The sequence below is a fragment of the Mycolicibacter sp. MU0102 genome (assembly GCF_963378105.1).
GTDB lineage: Bacteria > Actinomycetota > Actinomycetes > Mycobacteriales > Mycobacteriaceae > Mycobacterium > Mycobacterium holstebronense.
Window position 1 is genome coordinate 3,135,932 of sequence record NZ_OY726398.1, and the last position, 16,540, is coordinate 3,152,471.

At 66.9% G+C, this 16,540-nt stretch carries 15 protein-coding genes and 1 tRNA gene; 7 read left to right on the forward strand and 9 right to left on the reverse strand.

What is annotated here, in order from left to right:
* Positions 1 to 6: 6 nt before the first annotated feature.
* The 4 genes from RCP37_RS14720 to RCP37_RS14735 form a co-directional block, all read right to left on the reverse strand.
* Entirely contained in the window at positions 7 to 474 is a 468-nt protein-coding gene (locus tag RCP37_RS14720) for a 2-isopropylmalate synthase (protein ID WP_308483797.1), read from the reverse strand.
* 190 nt (positions 475 to 664) lie between these two features.
* A complete protein-coding gene (gene poxB / locus RCP37_RS14725) occupies positions 665 to 2,401 on the reverse strand; it encodes a ubiquinone-dependent pyruvate dehydrogenase (RefSeq protein ID WP_308483798.1) in 1,737 nt (578 codons plus the stop codon).
* 118 nt (positions 2,402 to 2,519) lie between these two features.
* Positions 2,520 to 4,694: an acyl-CoA dehydrogenase family protein gene (locus tag RCP37_RS14730; protein WP_308483799.1), complete on the reverse strand. Its 2,175-nt coding sequence runs from the start codon at positions 4,692 to 4,694 to the stop codon at positions 2,520 to 2,522.
* Between the two features lie 21 nt (positions 4,695 to 4,715).
* Positions 4,716 to 5,474 (reverse strand): SDR family NAD(P)-dependent oxidoreductase, encoded by a 759-nt coding sequence (locus RCP37_RS14735; protein WP_308483800.1) that lies wholly within the window; start codon positions 5,472 to 5,474, stop codon positions 4,716 to 4,718.
* Between the two features lie 117 nt (positions 5,475 to 5,591).
* On the opposite strand from RCP37_RS14735, the gene RCP37_RS14740 reads away from it, so the two are divergent.
* The 3 genes from RCP37_RS14740 (at position 5,592) to RCP37_RS14750 (ending at position 8,972) form a co-directional block, all read left to right on the forward strand.
* Entirely contained in the window at positions 5,592 to 7,859 is a 2,268-nt protein-coding gene (locus RCP37_RS14740; RefSeq protein ID WP_308483801.1) for a carbon starvation CstA family protein, read from the forward strand.
* Entirely contained in the window at positions 7,835 to 8,029 is a 195-nt protein-coding gene (locus tag RCP37_RS14745; protein ID WP_308483802.1) for a YbdD/YjiX family protein, read from the forward strand. The genes RCP37_RS14740 and RCP37_RS14745 overlap by 25 nt, the downstream gene beginning before the upstream one ends.
* Before the next feature lie 139 nt (positions 8,030 to 8,168).
* Complete coding sequence (locus tag RCP37_RS14750) at positions 8,169 to 8,972, forward strand: L,D-transpeptidase (protein ID WP_308483803.1); 804 nt, start codon at positions 8,169 to 8,171, stop codon at positions 8,970 to 8,972.
* Between the two features lie 21 nt (positions 8,973 to 8,993).
* On the opposite strand, the gene RCP37_RS14755 is transcribed toward RCP37_RS14750, so the two are convergent.
* Together RCP37_RS14755 and RCP37_RS14760 are read right to left on the reverse strand one after the other, a co-directional pair.
* Positions 8,994 to 10,250: a cytochrome P450 gene (locus tag RCP37_RS14755; protein WP_308483804.1), complete on the reverse strand. Its 1,257-nt coding sequence runs from the start codon at positions 10,248 to 10,250 to the stop codon at positions 8,994 to 8,996.
* Positions 10,247 to 11,092, reverse strand: coding sequence for an MBL fold metallo-hydrolase (locus RCP37_RS14760; protein ID WP_308483805.1), 846 nt, complete (start codon positions 11,090 to 11,092; stop codon positions 10,247 to 10,249). The genes RCP37_RS14755 and RCP37_RS14760 overlap by 4 nt, the downstream gene beginning before the upstream one ends.
* 103 nt (positions 11,093 to 11,195) lie before the next feature.
* On the opposite strand from RCP37_RS14760, the gene RCP37_RS14765 reads away from it, so the two are divergent.
* The 4 genes from RCP37_RS14765 to RCP37_RS14780 are packed head-to-tail and all read left to right on the forward strand — an operon-like array spanning position 11,196 to position 15,103.
* Positions 11,196 to 11,984, forward strand: a complete 789-nt coding sequence (locus RCP37_RS14765) for a FadR/GntR family transcriptional regulator (protein WP_308483806.1) — start codon at positions 11,196 to 11,198, stop codon at positions 11,982 to 11,984.
* A 51-nt stretch (positions 11,985 to 12,035) separates the two neighbouring features.
* On the forward strand, positions 12,036 to 12,821 hold the full coding sequence (locus RCP37_RS14770; protein WP_308483807.1) for a class II aldolase/adducin family protein: 786 nt from the start codon (positions 12,036 to 12,038) through the stop codon (positions 12,819 to 12,821).
* A gap of 42 nt (positions 12,822 to 12,863) precedes the next feature.
* Positions 12,864 to 14,132 (forward strand): amidohydrolase family protein, encoded by a 1,269-nt coding sequence (locus tag RCP37_RS14775; RefSeq protein ID WP_308483808.1) that lies wholly within the window; start codon positions 12,864 to 12,866, stop codon positions 14,130 to 14,132.
* Positions 14,133 to 14,134: 2 nt separating this feature from the next.
* Positions 14,135 to 15,103 carry a D-2-hydroxyacid dehydrogenase family protein gene (locus RCP37_RS14780; protein ID WP_308483809.1) on the forward strand — a complete coding sequence of 323 codons (969 nt, stop codon included), beginning with the start codon at positions 14,135 to 14,137 and terminating at the stop codon, positions 15,101 to 15,103.
* 161 nt (positions 15,104 to 15,264) lie between these two features.
* Here RCP37_RS14780 and RCP37_RS14785 read toward each other — a convergent pair whose 3' ends face one another.
* The 3 genes from RCP37_RS14785 to RCP37_RS14795 all read right to left on the reverse strand — a co-directional run bounded on the left by RCP37_RS14785 (position 15,265) and on the right by RCP37_RS14795 (position 16,525).
* Positions 15,265 to 15,579, reverse strand: coding sequence for a hypothetical protein (locus RCP37_RS14785; protein WP_308483810.1), 315 nt, complete (start codon positions 15,577 to 15,579; stop codon positions 15,265 to 15,267).
* 351 nt (positions 15,580 to 15,930) lie between these two features.
* Positions 15,931 to 16,003: transfer RNA gene (locus RCP37_RS14790), tRNA-Ala, on the reverse strand.
* A 72-nt stretch (positions 16,004 to 16,075) separates the two neighbouring features.
* Positions 16,076 to 16,525 carry a GreA/GreB family elongation factor gene (locus RCP37_RS14795; RefSeq protein ID WP_308483811.1) on the reverse strand — a complete coding sequence of 150 codons (450 nt, stop codon included), beginning with the start codon at positions 16,523 to 16,525 and terminating at the stop codon, positions 16,076 to 16,078.
* Between the last annotated feature and the right edge of the window lie 15 nt (positions 16,526 to 16,540).

Genomic DNA, 16,540 nt, shown 5'->3' on the forward strand with positions numbered 1-16,540 from the left:
GCCTGGTCAGCCCGCCGTCAACAGCCGATTCACACACGTGACGATGGCATCCACGGCCGAGGCGCCGGCGTCGGGCGCGAAGCCCACCGCCCACGCTGCCGCCCGGCCGTTGGACCCGTGGATGAACGTCGCGATCTCGGTGCCGCAGACGAGCTGATGAAATCCTAGGATTTCCAACGTGATTCCACGTTCGTACAGCATCTCGGTCAGTGCGGCCAGCGGGCCGTGCGCCGCTGCGGTGCACGTGCCGGTCCGGTCTCCGAGGGCGATCGTCGCCTGGTAGGTGCGGCCCTGGAGCCCCAGCCGGGTCGCCGGCCGATCGGCGTCCAGGCAGCGCCAGCGGCCCAGCCGCAACGGGCCGGCACAGCGCCCGTAGCTGGCCACGAAACCGTCCCACGTGAGCTGGGCGCCCGGGTCACGCAGTTCACGTGGGAGTCGGGTGTCGAATCGGTCTGCGAAGGATGTGTTGGCCATGGTGCGGTCTTTTCTGCTCGAGGAGAGCGACCGACGGGAGTAGCTTCCGACCCACAGCGGGGGGTCGGTCTGGATCAGACCCCGCTGCGGGTGCCGGCTACTACAACTAGATAACGCATGATGTCCCCCAGGCTAGTAGCGCCTCCGCTGGGCGCGCAACGCATTTTATGGACTGGCGTCGAGATCGATATCAATTCAAGATGCGGCGAGCCACGTTGGTGGTCACCAGGTCCAGCAGTTCGTCGCTGCGGCCGGCCAGGATGGTCCGGATCGCGTAGAGCGAGAAGCCTTTGGCCTGTTCAGCGGTGATCGCCGGTGGGATCGACAGTTCCTGGCGGGCGGTGACGACATCGACGACGGCTGGTCCGTCGTAGGCCAGCGCCTCGGTCAGGGCCGCTTCCAAATCGGCCGGCCGCTCCACCCGGCGCCCGAACATGCCCAGCGCCGTGGCGACGGCGCCGAAGTCGGGATTGTCCAACTCGGTACCGAAGTTGACGATGCCGGCGGCCTTCATCTCCAGTTCGACGAAGTTCAGCGACGAATTGTTGAACACGATCACCTTGACCGGCAAACGATTCTGCGTCAGGGTCAGCAACTCGCCGAACAGCATCGCCAGACCACCGTCGCCGGCCAATGCGACAACCTGTCGCTTCCGGTCGATGGACTGCGCGCCGATCGCGTGTGGCAGCGCGCATGCCATGGTGCCGTGGTTGAACGACCCGATCAATCGCCGTCGTCCGTTCATGGTGACGTAGCGCGCCGCCCATACCACCGGGGACCCGACGTCGACGGTGAACACCGCGTCATCTGAGGCCAACCGATTAGCTACCGCAGCAACATATTCGGGGCGTATCGGAGTGCGGTCTCGATCGTTGGACGCCAGCGAGTCGAGCCGCTGGCGGGTCTTGCGGTAGTGCTTCAGCGACCTTTCCAGGTGGCTGCGGTCGTTCTTACTCGCCAGCAATGGCTGTAACGCGGCGACCGTGTCGGCAACCGTGCCGAGCAGTCCCAGATCGATCGGGGTGCGTCGGCCCAGGTTTCGACCGCGAATGTCGACTTGAATGATCTGCGCACGATCGGGATAGAACTGCTGGTAGGGAAAGTCGGTGCCGAGCATCAGCAACACGTCGGCTTCCCGGATCGCCTTGTATCCGGACGCAAAACCGAGCAGTCCCGTCATACCTACGTCGTAGGGATTGTCGTACTCGATGTACTCCTTGCCGCGTAACGCGTGCACGATCGGCGCTGCCAAAGTGTGCGCCAGCTCCATCACCTGGTCATGGGCCCCGGCAACCCCCGCACCGGCCAAAATGGTGACGTTGGCGGCTGAGTTGAGCATGGCCGCCGCTGCCCGCAACCCCTGCTCGTCGGGTCGGCAGACCGATCCTGTGGGTCGCACCGGGCGCGTCCCCCAGGCGGTCTCGTCGAGACGGTGGCCGAAGATCTCGCCCGGAACCACCACGACGGCGACGCCGTTCTCCTCGACCGCCGCACGCATAGCCAGCTCCAGGATGCGCGGCGCCTGCTCGGGGGTGCTGACCAGCTCGCAGTAGACGCTGCACTCGCGAAACAGGTTCTGCGGATGGGTTTCTTGGAAGTAGTCGGAGCCGACCTCGGCCAGCGGGATATGGGCGGCGATCGCCAGCACCGGCACCCGGCTGCGCTGCGCGTCGAACAGCCCGTTGATCAGGTGCAGGTTGCCCGGTCCGCAACTACCGGCACACACCGCCAAACCCCCGCGCAGCGCCGCCTCCGCGGCGGCCGCGAACGCAGCGGTCTCCTCGTGGCGCACCTGTTCCCAGCCGACGTCGCCGGCGCGGCGGATCGCGTCGGTAAGCCCGTTAAGGCTGTCGCCGGGTATCCCAAAGATGCGCTGCACCCCGCTGCTCTTGAGGACGGTAATGACATGGTCTGCGACGGTTGCCATTTCGCGTCCTCCTCACCACGTTCCAGGGTGCGCAGAATGCCAGCACAGCCGGCGTGTCACTGTGCAAACACGCTCCCCCGCGAGCTGGAGGTGCCCCCAGCTCGCGTCATGGGGAACGCTACTTGATCAGCGGGTCGCGGGGCATCCCCAGAATTCGCTCGGCGATCTGGTTGCGCGTCACCTCCGAGGTGCCGCCGGCGATCGCGATACCGCGCGCCCCCATCACCATCCGGCCGGCCATTGCGCCCGGCCCGTCATCAAGGGCGACGTCCGGACCCAGCAGCGCCGCGCCGATGGCCGCACCATCGCCCATGTGCTCGGCGAGCTTGAGTTTGGTGACGTTGCCCTCGGGTCCGGGGCCGGCGCCGGCGATGCTGCGCGCCACCCGGCGCAGGTTCAGCAGCCGCAACGCGTGCTCGTCGGCGACGAACCGGCCGATCCGCGCCGCGGCGTCGGCTACGGAATTCCGGTGCTGCTGAGCCAGTGCGATCAGCCGCTGGTCGACCCCGGCGGTGTAGGAGCCACCACCGCCGATGCTGACCCGCTCATTGCCCAAAGTCGCGCGGGCCACCTTCCAGCCCTCGTTGACCTCGCCGACGACGTCCTCATCGGGAACGAAGACGTCGTTGAAGAACACCTCGTTGAACTCCGACCCGCCGGTGATCTGGCGCAACGGCCGCACTTCGACGCCGGGCGCCTTCATGTCGACGATCACCATGGTGATGCCGGCGTGCTTGGGGACGTCGAAGTCGGTGCGCACCGTGGCCAGGCCGCGCCGGCACAGGTGCGCACCGGAGGTCCACACCTTCTGGCCGCTGATCTTCCAGCCACCCTCGACCCGGGTCGCCTTGGTCTTGACCGCGGCGGCATCCGATCCGGCGGCGGGCTCGGAGAACAGCTGGCACCAGATCTCTTCCTGGCGCAGCGCCTTCTCCACGAATCGCTCGATCTGCCAGTCGGTGCCCTGCTGAATCAGCGTCAGGATCACCCAGCCGGTGATCGAGTAGTCGGGCCGCTGGATTCCGGCGGCACTGAATTCCTGCTCGATCACCAGCTGCTCGACGGCGTCGGCCGCCCGGCCCCACGGCTTGGGCCAGTGCGGCATGACGTAGCCGGTCGCGATCAGCTTGTCCAGCTGGTCTTCGGTGGCCAACGCCGCGATTTCGGCGGCGTCGGCGTGGATCCGGGTGCGCAGCTCCTCGGCCTCGGGCGGCAGGTCCAGGCTGTTGGCCCGGGTGATACCGGCCGAGGCGCTCTCGAAGACGGACAGGGCCGGTGCGTCGCCGCCGAACAAGGCCTGCACTGTCAGGGCCCGGCGCAGCTGCAGGTGCGCGTCGTGCTCCCAGGTGTAGCCGATACCGCCGTGCACCTGGATGTTGAGCTCGGCGTTGCGCACGTAGGCGGGGAACGCCAGCGTGGCGGCTACCGCGGCGGCCAGCCGGAAGGCGTACTCGTCCTCGCCATCAGCCCGAGCGGCATCCCAGACCGCGGCGATTGCCGATTCGGCGGCGACCAGCATGTTGGCGCAGTGGTGCTTGATGGCCTGGAAAGTGGCGATGGTGCGGCCGAACTGTTCGCGCACCTTGGCGTACTCGACCGCCGAGTCCGTGCAGTCGGTCGCGCCGCCGACCGCTTCGGCGGCCAGCAGCACCCGGGCGCGCGCCAGCGCGGACTCGCGCCCGCCGGCCAGGATGTCGTCGGCGCTGACGCCGACACCGGTCAGCGTCACGCGCCCGGACCGGCGGGTCGGGTCGAGGTTGCCGGGCACGTCGACATTGACCCCGGCGCGGTCGCGTTCGAGCACCAGTACGTCCTCGCCGGCGGCCACCAGCAGCACATCGGCCAGGCCCGCGCCCAGCACCACCCCGGCGTCACCGGAGGCCACTCCGCCGTCCAGGACCAGGCCTCCCGGGCCACCGGCCAGTCCGACCCCGGCGGTCACCGAACCGTCGATCAGTCCGGGCAGCAGGCGGGCCTGCTGCTCGGGGGTGCCGGCGGCGGCGATCACCGCTGAGGCGATGACGGTCGGAACGAACGGACCCGGGGCAACTGCGCGACCCAGCTCCTCGATCACCACCACAAGTTCGGGCAGCCCGAAACCGGAGCCGCCGTGCTCCTCGCCGATATGCAGGCCCAGCCAGCCCAGGGAGGCCAGTTCATTCCAGAACGGGGGCCGAGTCTCCTCGGCGGCGTCCAGCAGCGTACGCGCCGCCGAGCGGGCCTTCTGTGCGGTCAAGAATCCGCGGGCCACCTCGGCAAGTTCGCGGTGGTCGTCGGTCAATCCAATGCCCATGGGGAATCTCCTGGCTTTCGTTTACTTGGGGGCGAACCGCTGCCCGGCGTCGAGCCGCAGGCATTGTCCGTTAAGCATCGGGTTGTCGACGACAGCGGCAACCAACTTGGCGAACTCCTCGGGCCGGCCGAGGCGCTTGGGGAACGCGGCGTCCTTGGTCAAGGCGCTGGCGAACTCCTCGGGAATGCCCTTGGTCAGGCCGGTGGCGAACAGGCTCGGCGCGATCGCCAGTGCCCGGATGCCCACCGAACCGAGGTCGCGAGCCATGGTCAGGGCCATACCGGCGACGCCCGCCTTGGCGGCGGTGTAGGCAACCTGGCCGATCTGGCCTTCGAAGGCCGCGATCGACGCCGTGTTGATGATGACGCCGCGCTCCTCATCTTCGGGCTCGTTGGTGCTCATGTGCGCGGCGGCCAGCCGGCTGATGTTGAACGTGGCGATCAGGTTCAGGTCGATCACCGCACGGAAGGACTCCAAATCGTGCGGTCCGGACTTGGACAGGGTGCGCTTGGCGATACCCCCGCCGGCCGTGGTGACGATGACGTGCAGCCCGCCCAGGCCCTCGACCGCCGCGGCCAGAGTCTTCTCGGTGGCGTCGAAGTCGGTGATGTCCACCGGGTAGAAGGCACCACCGAAGCCGTCCGCGACCTGCTTGCCCTCCGAGCCTTCCCGGTCGAGCACCGCGACGTCCGCCCCGCCGGCAGCCAGCAGCTCCGCGGTGGCGCGGCCCATTCCGGAGGCGCCGCCGACGATGATGACCTTCTTACCGTTGATGTCCATGCAGACTCCTTCGCCGCCGTTACTGGAAATCTAGTAGTTGAGAATCTAGGACAAGTTATCGTTCCGCTCGGAAACCGCTGCCCCTCGGGCATCAGAGAAGGCCCCCAGGAGGTACCCGTGGCCGCACCGACGGCGCCAGAGGTAGTCGAGCGACACGACGGGCCGGTGACCTATGTGCACACCGATCCCGAGCTGCCCGCGGTGGCGGTCATCGACCGCTCCCCCATCTCAGCACGGCACAAGATGGTGTTCGGTGCGCTGGCGGTCGCGGGGGCGGTGGCATGGGCATCGATCGCATTCGCCCGCGGCGAGGCGGTGAACGCGGTGTGGTTCGTGATCGCCGCGGTGTGCACCTACGTCATCGGATTCCGTTTCTACGCACGGTTTATCGAGCGCAAGATCGTGCAACCGCGCGACGACCACGCCACGCCCGCGGAGATCTTCGAGGACGGCACCGACTATCTGCCGACCGATCGGCGGGTGCTCTTCGGCCACCACTTCGCGGCAATCGCCGGCGCAGGCCCGCTGGTCGGTCCGGTGCTGGCCACGCAGATGGGCTACCTGCCGGGGACCATCTGGATCATCATCGGCGCGGTGATCGCCGGCTGTGTGCAGGACTACCTGGTGCTGTGGTGCTCAGTGCGCCGACGGGGTCGCTCCTTGGGACAGATGGCCCGCGAGGAGTTGGGCGTCGTCGGCGGTGCGGCCGCGATCATCGGCGTGCTGGTCATCATGGTGATTCTGATCGCGGTACTGGCACTGATCGTGGTGCGGGCGTTGGCGGTCAGCCCCTGGGGCGTGTTCTCCATCGCGATGACCATTCCGATCGCCCTGTTCATGGGGTTCTATCTGCGGTTCCTGCGGCCAGGCCGGGTGTCCGAGGTGTCCCTGATCGGAATCGTCGCGTTGCTGGGTGCTGTCGCAGCAGGCAAGTGGGTCGCCGAAACCTCTTGGGGTGTCGCATGGTTCACGTTGTCCCCGGTGACATTGTCCTGGTGCATCATCGGTTACGGTTTCGCCGCCTCGGTGCTGCCGGTGTGGTTGCTGCTGGCGCCACGCGACTATCTGTCGACGTTCATGAAGGTCGGCACCATCATCCTGCTGGCCATCGGCATCCTGGTTGCGCGGCCACTGATGGCCGCACCGGCCGTCTCGGAGTTCGCCCGCACCGGCGAAGGACCGGTGTTCGCCGGGTCGCTGTTCCCGTTCCTGTTCATCACGATCGCGTGCGGCGCGCTGTCGGGATTCCATTCGCTGATCGCCTCGGGCACCACCCCGAAACTGCTCGAAAAAGAGAGCCAGATGCGGCTGATCGGCTATGGCGGCATGCTCACCGAATCCTTCGTGGCGGTGATGGCGCTGATCACCGCATCGATCCTGGACCAGCACCTGTTCTTCACCCTCAATGCGCCGGTCGCCGCGACCGGCGGCACCGCCTCGAGCGCCGCCGCTTACGTCAACGGGCTCGGGCTCGGCGGGACCCCGGTGACCGCCGAGCAGATCACCGAGGCCGCCACCGCGGTCGGGGAACAGTCGATCGTGTCTCGCACCGGCGGGGCCCCCACCCTGGCGCTGGGAATGGCCGACGTTTTGGGGCGGGTGTTCGGCGGACCGGGCCTCAAGGCCTTCTGGTACCACTTCGCGATCATGTTCGAGGCGCTGTTCATCCTGACCACCGTCGACGCCGGCACCCGGGTGGCCCGATTCATGCTCTCGGACGCGCTGAGCAACCTCGGCGGACCGCTGCGCCGGCTGTCCAACCCGAGTTGGCGGATCGGGGCGTGGGTGTGCAGTCTGGCCGTGGTCGCCGGGTGGGGTTCGATCCTGTTGATGGGCGTCACCGATCCGCTCGGCGGGATCAACACCCTTTTCCCGTTATTCGGTATCGCCAACCAGTTGCTGGCCGCGATCGCGCTGACGGTGGTGACGGTGATCGTGATCAAGAAGGGCCGCGGGACCTCCGGCCTGAAATGGGCGCTCATCCCAGGCATTCCGCTGCTGTGGGATCTGACGGTCACCATGACCGCCTCATGGCAGAAGATCTTCTCCGGCGATCCGCGGGTGGGCTACTGGACGCAACACTTCGCCTATCGAGCCGCCGAGCGGGCCGGCGAGACGTCGTTCGGATCGGCAGCCAATCCGGCGCAGTTGCACGACGTCGTCCGCAACACGTTCATCCAGGGAACTTTGTCGATTGTGTTCGCCTCGCTGGTGGCGGTGGTGGTCGTGGCCGCAATTGTGGTGTCGCTACGGGCGATTCGCGGAGCGGCGTCGACCTTCGAGCCGCCGCCGGTGCCATCGAAGCGATTCGCGCCTGCCGGGCTGATCCCCACCGCGGCCGAACGAAAGGTGCAGGAGCAATGGAACGCCCGCTGCGCGGATTAGCGCGGGCCGCTCGCCACGTCGGCTGGTACTGGGCATCGCTGTTGGGCGACAACCACTACCGCCGCTACCTGGAGTACCGCCGGCGCGCTCATCCCGGCGAACCGGTGCTCTCCGAGCGCGACTATTGGCGGCACCGTCACGACAGCGATCCCGGGGTGCGCTGTTGCTGACACGCTGCCGGCGGGCCGTGTCCAAACCTTAATGAAGCCTTGACCGACTCGTGGGCATGTGCGCGAGGTTTATCGCCGCAAATCTCCCTACCATCAACGGCGTTAACCCAAGTTACAAGATCGGGAAGGTATGCCGACGATGTGGACATCGGTGCGCTCAGCAATGGTAGTGATCGGGGTCGCGGTCACAACGCTCGTGACGCCGCCCGGAATTAGTTCGGCCGCGGCCAGCCAGCCACCCGGCGCGGGGATCGCATCGATCCAGCCGGCGTCGGGTGCTCTCGTCGGCGTGGCGCACCCCGTCGTGGTGACCTTCTCCGCACCGGTGATCGACCGCCGGGCCGCCGAGCGCACCATCGCGGTGCGGTCCACCCCGCCGATGACCGGAACGTTTGACTGGGTCGACGACACCGAGGTGCAGTGGATTCCCGACCACTACTGGCCCTCGCACAGCGCCGTGGCACTGTCGGTGGGCAAGCTCTCGGTCGACTTCAGCACGGGCGCAAAGGTGGTGGGCGTCGCCAGCATCTCGGCGCACACCTTCACCGTGACCGTCGACGGCGACGGCGACGAGGCCGGCCCGCTGCCCACGCCGCACCACCGTCCGCACTGGGGCGAAGACGGCGTCATGCCCGCCACTATGGGCAAGACCGAATACGAGACGCCGACGGGCAACTACACCGTGTTGGGCAAGGACCGCAAGGTCGTGATGGACTCCAGCAGCGTGGGGATCCCGATCGATTCCGCCGAGGGCTACCGCTTCGAGGTCGAGCAGGCGGTACGTATCACCCGCCGCGGGCTCTACATCCACTCCGCACCCTGGGCGCTGCGCTCCCTGGGGCTGGAGAACGTCAGCCACGGCTGTGTCGGCCTGAGCCCCACCGATGCCGAGTGGTACTTCGACCGGGTCAACATCGGCGACCCGGTGATCATCAAGGAGTGACGCGGGCCGCTGGGACGTCCGCTAGGACGTCCCAGCGTTGCCGAATTCCACCGGCATAGCGTCGATCCCGTTGATCCAGGGCAGCACTGACCGTGATGGGCGATCCAGCTGGTGGATGTCGGGAATGATGTCTGCCAGCGCACCGAAGATCAGGTTGATCTGCATGCGGGCGAGGTTGGCCCCGATGCAGTAGTGCGCTCCGGGAGCCCCAAAACCCAGGTGCGGGTTGGGGCTTCGCAGGATGTCGAACCTGAACGGGTTGTCGAACACCTCGTCGTCGTAGTTGGCCGAGCCGTAGAACATGCCGACCCGCTGTCCCTTGCGGATCTGCACTCCGCCGAGTTCGACATCGCGTAACGCGGTGCGCTGGAAGGAGATGACCGGCGTCGCCCAGCGGACCACTTCTTCGGCCATCGTGGTGGGGCGTTCGTCGACGAACAGCCGCCATTGGTCGGGGTGGTCGAAAAACGCCAGCATCCCCTGCGAGGTGGCGTTGCGGGTGGTCTCGTTGCCGGCCACCATCAGCATCATCACGTAGTAACCGAATTCCAACGCGGTGAGCTCTTCACCGTCGATGGTCGCCGTTACCAGGGCCGTCGCGATGTCGTCGCGCGGACGGGCCTTGCGGTCTTCGGCCATCTGATAGGCGTAGCCCAACAATTCGGCGGAGGCTTGAATCCCGTCAGCTCCGGCCTCCGCGTCGCCGTTACCGCCGCCCACCAGCCGGTTGCTCCAGTCGAAGACCTGCTGGCGCTCGTCTGCTGGGACACCGATCAGCTCGCAGATGGTCGCCAACGGCAGCTGCGAGGCCACCTCGGTGACGAAGTCCCCGGTGTTGTGCTCGGCGGCGGCGGTGACGATCTCTCGGGCTTGGCGGTCCAGCGAATCCCGCATGCCCGCAACCACGCGGGGCGTGAAACCCCGTGACACGATCCGGCGCAGCTTGGCGTGCTTGGGTCCGTCGAGAAACAGCATGATGTTGTCACGACTGGCGTCGTGGAGCTCTTGATTGTCCGTGGTGTTCGTCCGGATCAGCGACGTGTTCTCGTGCGAGGAGAACACCTCGTCCTGCAAGGACACCGCCCGCACATCGGCGTGCTTGGTGACGACCCAGTAGCCCTCGTCCGGATAACCGGACGCGCCGAAGGGCTGGGCGTTCCACCAGATCGGCTCGGTTTTGCGCAGTAGGGCGAACTCCTCGTGCGGGATGCGCTCGCCGATGAGCGCCGGGTCGGTGAAGTCGAACCCCTCCGGCAGCAGGTGCTGTGTCTCGGTCATCGTGCTCCCTCTCGCTCTACCAGCGGTTGCCACGCCAAACCTGCACCGGCGCTGTTGATGTAGCCGCCCGAGGGGGCGGCGAAATGCGATCCGAGCAGCAGCGCCCGCTCGTCGACGACGCGGCGCAGCAGGTCCCGTCGGCTGGCACGGGCAGCGCTCGGGTCGGCGTCGGGCCGGGCACTGATCTCGGGGTCGACGATCTGGACCGGATGGTGTACAACGTCGCCGCTGATGTAGGCGACCGCGCCGGCGGATTCGATGCGCACCGATACGTGGCCAGGGGTGTGACCGGCGGTGGCGACGAGCCGGACCGTCTCGGTCAGCCGATGATCGGGCCGCACCAGGCGGAGCTTGCCGTGCTGCGCCAGCGGCGCGACGCATTCGGGGGCCACCCGGTCCTCACCGGTGAATTCGCTCCAGTGCGCGTGCTCGGCCGCGGTCACCAGGTAGTCGGCGCCGGCGAACCTCGGCACCCACTGCCCGCCCTGCTCGACGGTGTTGCCACCGGCGTGATCGCGGTGCAGATGCGTGCAGACCACCGCCGTGATGTCGCCGGGACCAAATCCGGTAGCCGCCAACGACTCCTCGAAGCGGTCCGGGATGTTGCGCGTCCGCAGGAAGCTTTCGGCGAAGCAGGTGTCGACCAGCACGCACGAGGTCCCGGACGCGATCAGATAGGACTGGATCGCCATCAAGATGTTGCCCGAGGCGTCGCGATAGTCCGCCAGCGAGTCGTCCGCGAAACGCTCGGCTGCCGCCGCGAAAAGCAGGGCGGGTGGGATCGGGATGACCGCCTGCAGCACCGCGTGGATGTCAACGTCGCCGACAGTCCAGTGCTGCACCCCATGGTCCCCTTCTCGCAGCGCGATCGTATGACACGAATCATTTGGAAGTGAGCGATTCGAGGAACCGGGGCTGTGCGGCCTGATCTGGCACACTCGACCCGTGGCAGCTCCCACCGTTCGCTTTCGGCGGCTCGCCGAACAGGTCGCCGATGAACTTCGTCGGCGCATTCTGGCCGGCGAGCTGACCGACGATCATGTGCTCCCCAAAGAGGACGAACTCCTGGTCGAGTTCGCCATCAGCAAGCCGTCGCTGCGTGAGGCCATGCGTATCCTCGAGGCCGAGGGGCTGCTCACCGTGCGCCGCGGCAAACGGGGCGGCGCGCTGATTCATCGACCCACCCCAGCAAACGTCGCCTACACCATGGGCCTGGTGCTGGGCTCACAACAGGTCAGCCTCGCCGACGTCGGGACCGCACTGCTGCAGGTCGAACCGGCCTGCGCGGCACTGTGCGCGGGGCGGCCGGACCGTAAGAGCACGGTGGTGCCCATTCTGCGTCGGCTACACGAGGAATCGGTGGCCGCGGTCGACGCCCTGGAGAAGGCCACCTCCGCCAGCCGCCGCTACCACGAAGCGCTCGTCACCCACTGCGGCAACACCACCATGCTCGTCATGGCGGGCGCGCTCGAAGCCCTGTGGTCCGCTCACGAGCAAAGCTGGTCCAGCCAGGTCACCGACCATTCGACGGTGCCCGTTCCCGAGCGCCGCGCAGTCTTGGAAGACCACCGTCAGGTGATCGACGCCATCGATGTCGGCGACGCCCAGCGAGCTCGGGACCTCGCCGCCGCCCACCTTCTGCACGCCCAGCACTACCCGGGCCGCTCGGGGATCGTCGACCCCGCCATGGTCCGTCCCCGGGGGCTGTCCAGCGCCGGGGACCCCGAGCTCTGAGGAACTCGCCGATTCCGTTGACGGGTCCCCTTATTTCCATATGATTTGTTCATGACGGAGTCCGTCGGCGTCCAGTACGCCCGTCTCGGCGGCTCAGCGGTCTGGTCGCCGTCGGTGGTTCCGCCGATCGGCGTCGAGCTGAGCAATGCCCAGGCGCTGGCCATCGCGTTTCGCCATCTCGCCGACATCGGCTTCGCCGAGAACATGGCGGGCCACATCACCTGGCAGCGCACCGGCCAGACCGACATGCTGGTCAATCCGTGGGGCCTGTGGTGGGCCGAACTCACCGCCTCGGACATCTGCACCGTCGACGAGGACGCTCGCGTCATCGCCGGCCGCTGGGATGTCACCCCCGCCATCCATATCCACACCGAACTGCACCGCGCCCGCCCCGACGCACGCGTGGTGATCCACAACCACCCCTACTACGTGAGCCTGTTGGCGTCGCTGCAGACGCTGCCCGAGCTGGTCCACCAGACCGGCTCGCTGTTCCTCGACGACCTGTGCTTCGTCGAGGACTACGACGGCGAGGTGGACACCGCTGCGCGGGCCCGGGATCTGGTCGAGCGCATGGGCAACGCAAACCTGACGATCCTGGCCTCCCACGGGGTGATCGCGACCGGGCGCACCCTGGCCGAGGCGGTCTATCGGTCGGCCACCATCGAGCGGGTGTGCAAGCTGGCCTACCACGTCATGCTGACCGGCCGGACGCCCACGCCGATGAAGCGCTCCGACATGGCCGGGATGCAGGCCTCGTTGATCGAACGTGCCGCCGACGTGTACTGGGCCGGCGCGGCCCGCATGACCATCAAGGCCGACCGGCATGTGCTCGACTGATCGCCACGGCGACCCGCCTGGCCCGAAGACTGAGGTTCATTGGTGAAATCGATCGACGAGCTCAGCTCTGACCTGAGCTTCACCACTGCCAAGGCCGGAGCGGAACGCACCGTGACCTTCCTACCCGAACCGCCGCGCGCGCAACGGCGCTACACGGTGATCTCGGTCGACGACCACATCGTCGAACCCCCGGACACCTTCCTCGGTCGAGTCCCCCGCAAACTGGCCGACCGGGCGCCGCGGGTGGTCGAGACCGAGACCGGCGGCCAGACCTGGATGTATGACGGCCAATCGCTGCCCAACGTCGGGTTCAACGCCGTGGTGGGTCGGCCGGTGTCCGAGTACGGCTTCGAGCCGGCCAGATTCGACGAGATGCGCCGCGGCGCCTGGGATATCCACGCGCGCATCAAAGACATGGACCTCAACGGCGTATACGCCTCGCTGAACTTTCCCTCCTTCCTTCCCGGATTCGCCGGCCAGCGCCTGCAACTGACGACCGGCGACCGTGAGCTGGCACTGGCATCGGTGCGGGCATGGAACGACTGGCACCACGAGGTGTGGGCCGGTTCCTATCCCGACCGCATCATCGGCTGTCAGTTGCCCTGGCTACTGGATCCCGAGGTCGGCGCGGCCATGATCTACGAGAATACCGAAAGAGGCTTTCGCGCCATCACTTTCAGCGAGAATCCGGCGATGCTGGGGCTGCCGACCATTCACTCCGGGCATTGGGACCCGATGATCGCCGCCTGCGCCGAAACCGGCACCGTGATCAATCTGCACATCGGTTCGTCGGGCACCTCACCGTCGACCACCGATGATGCGCCGCCCGATGTCGCCGGCGTCCTGTTCTTCGCCTATGCCATCTCCGCTGCGGTCGACTGGCTGTACTCCGGGTTGCCCAGCCGCTTCCCCGAGTTGAAGATCTGCCTGTCCGAGGGCGGGATCGGCTGGGTCGCAGGGCTGCTGGACCGCCTCGACCACATGCTGAGCTATCACGAAATGTACGGAACCTGGAAGGCGCTCGGCGAGACGCTGTCGCCGGCTGAAGTGCTGCAACGCAACTTCTGGTTCTGCGCGGTCGAAGATCAGTCGTCGTTCTGCCAGCACGAACGCATCGGCACCGACCACATCATGCTGGAAGCCGACTACCCGCACTGCGATTCGACCTGGCCGAACACTCAACAGGTGATCCATGAGGAGATCGGCAACCTTCCTCCCGAGGTGATCCGGAAGTTGACCTGGGAGAACGCCTCTCGCCTCTATCAGCATCCGGTTCCCGAGTCGGTCCAGCAGAACCCGGATGCGTTCTGAACGTGGCAGCCTCCCCGTCACCACTACGTGTCGCGGTGCTCGATGACTACCAGGGCATCGCCGCCACGGTGGACTGGTCGCCCGTCCCCCGGCCCGTTGATCTGTTGGCGATCCGCGAACACCTTGCTCCCGGTGACGAACTGGTGGCCCGGCTGGCCGACTGTGAGGTGGTGGTGGCGATGCGCGAACGCACTCCGATCGGCGCCGATCTGCTGTCTCGGCTGCCGGCGTTGAAGTTACTGGTCACCACTGGGCCGTTCAACGCCGCCATCGACGTGGCCGCGGCCCACCGGCTCGGAATCACCGTGTGCGGGACCGGCGGCACCATCACGCCCACGGTCGAACTAACTTGGGCGTTGATCCACGCCTTGCAACGTCATCTGATCGCCGAGGACGCGGCGCTGCGGGCCGGTCGGTGGCAGCAGACCGTCGGCGCTGATCTGGCCGGCGCGACGCTCGGACTGGTGGGGCTGGGCCGCATCGGCCGGCTGGTCGCCGCGGTGGGCCACGCCTTTGGCATGCGAGTGACGGCGTGGAGCCCACACCTGACCCCAGAGCGGGCCGCCGAGGCGCAGGCGCAGCTGCTGGACCGGCGCAGTCTCTTCGAGAGCGCCGACGTCGTATCGATCCACATGGTGCTCTCCGAGGCGACCCGCGGCATTGTCGGTCGTGACGAGCTGGCCGCGATGAAATCCAGCGCGATCCTGGTCAACACCTCCCGCGGCGGCTTGATCGATGAGGCCGCACTGATCGACGCGCTGCGCACCAACCGGATCCGCGGCGCGGGGCTCGACGTCTTCGACCAGGAGCCGCTGCCGGCCGGGCACCCGCTCACCACGCTGGGCAACACCGTGCTGACCCCGCATCTGGGCTACGTGACCGAGAACTGCATGAACGTGTTTTATCGCGATATCGTCGACGACATCGTCGGTTACTGCGCCGGCACTCCACGCCGGCTGGTGAAACCGTGATCGCGCCGTTGAAGCCGTTTCCAATAACAGCCTTTTGTAACGGCGCAGTCGCACCGCAATAACGGTTCTACAAATAAATTCCTGTCAGGCAATTTCAGAATGAATTCGCAACAGAAAAAGACCCGCGAACACAATGTTCGCGGGCCCTCTTCCGGCACGTTTTATTTAGTGCCGCCAGCCAGGCCGATAGGGGCACTGGCGGCGTCCGCCGCCAGCCCCACGATAGGACTGGCTGCGGCGGCCCCGGCCGGTCCCGGCGCCACCAGCGGCACGGGCGGCGGCAGTCCGGGAACCACCGGAATCGGGGCTATCGGGATCGGGGGCACCGGTCCCGGCAGTCCCATCGGCACAGGGCCAGCAAGAGTGGTCAGGTCAGCCGCAGCTGGCCCACAAGGCACCCCGGCGGCAGCCGCCAACGTCGCGTCGGCCGGCGCGGCAATGGGCGCCGCGCCGTCGGCGGACGAGAGAGCGACCACACCACCCGCGCACACCGGCCCCCCAAGGGGAAGGTGCGCGACGGGAACAGCACCCGCCTGTGCGCTGAGAATCAACCCGCTTGCATAAAAGCCGATACCGGCGAATATCGCTTTACCGAGTCTCCCGAGGCTCTTCACGTAAACTCCGATGATTAGTAACCAGTCCCCCCGGACACGCAATCCTCTGACTGCAAAAAGAACCGTATCACAGGCGTGTAAGTTACCGGGCCGGCCAATTGACTCGTTACCGTAACGATGCGGCTCATGCTTTGTGACTCTATGTTCACCAAGTGGCCTAGCCGCAATTCCGCGCAATCAGCGCAGACCGAACGGGATACCCATCGAAATGAGTGGAGCTAAGGGGACTCGAACCCCTGACCCCCACACTGCCAGTGTGGTGCGCTACCAGCTGCGCCATAGCCCCGCGTTGTCGTGCTCATCGAAGCTACACCACAGCCACACCAAGGTTCAAAACAGCTCCTCAGTTGCCCTGTGTTCAGGCCGGATGCTGGGTCTGATGCAGCCCGTAGGGCACCGCGTCGAGCAGCGTCACCGTCACGTTGGCCCCACTGGGCACCTGGTAGGTGCGCTCCTCCCCGGGCCGGGCTCCGGTGATTGCCATGCCGAGCGGCGACTGCGGCGAGTAGACCTCCAACCCACTCTGGTCGTCGTCGCGCACCCCGAGCAGGAAGGTCTCGGTGTCCCCGTCGCTGTAGCGGACGGTCAGTACCATGCCGGGCTCGGCGACCCCGTCGTCCGGCGGATCCTGGCCGACCACTGCGACCGCCAGCAGGTCGTGGATCTGGTGGATCCGAGCCTGGCGGGCCTGTTGGTCACTGATGTCCTCACCACCCGGAACATCTTGCGGTGCAGACAGTTCCGCCAGCTCCGCCAGAAGCCGGTCCTTGGTCTGCTGGGTCATCCAGACACCGTGCGTATCAGTCATCGACAGTTCTCCTTT

What these genes read in the sequence shown, in the direction of transcription:
- RCP37_RS14720 (WP_308483797.1), bottom strand. Translation starts at nt 474, where the DNA reads ATGGCCAACACATCCTTCGCAGACCGATTCGACACCCGACTCCCACGT.
- poxB (WP_308483798.1), bottom strand. Translation starts at nt 2,401, where the DNA reads ATGGCAACCGTCGCAGACCATGTCATTACCGTCCTCAAGAGCAGCGGG.
- RCP37_RS14730 (WP_308483799.1), bottom strand. Translation starts at nt 4,694, where the DNA reads ATGGGCATTGGATTGACCGACGACCACCGCGAACTTGCCGAGGTGGCC.
- RCP37_RS14735 (WP_308483800.1), bottom strand. Translation starts at nt 5,474, where the DNA reads ATGGACATCAACGGTAAGAAGGTCATCATCGTCGGCGGCGCCTCCGGA.
- RCP37_RS14745 (WP_308483802.1), top strand. Translation starts at nt 7,835, where the DNA reads ATGGAACGCCCGCTGCGCGGATTAGCGCGGGCCGCTCGCCACGTCGGC.
- RCP37_RS14750 (WP_308483803.1), top strand. Translation starts at nt 8,169, where the DNA reads ATGTGGACATCGGTGCGCTCAGCAATGGTAGTGATCGGGGTCGCGGTC.
- RCP37_RS14755 (WP_308483804.1), bottom strand. Translation starts at nt 10,250, where the DNA reads ATGACCGAGACACAGCACCTGCTGCCGGAGGGGTTCGACTTCACCGAC.
- RCP37_RS14770 (WP_308483807.1), top strand. Translation starts at nt 12,036, where the DNA reads ATGACGGAGTCCGTCGGCGTCCAGTACGCCCGTCTCGGCGGCTCAGCG.
- RCP37_RS14795 (WP_308483811.1), bottom strand. Translation starts at nt 16,525, where the DNA reads ATGACTGATACGCACGGTGTCTGGATGACCCAGCAGACCAAGGACCGG.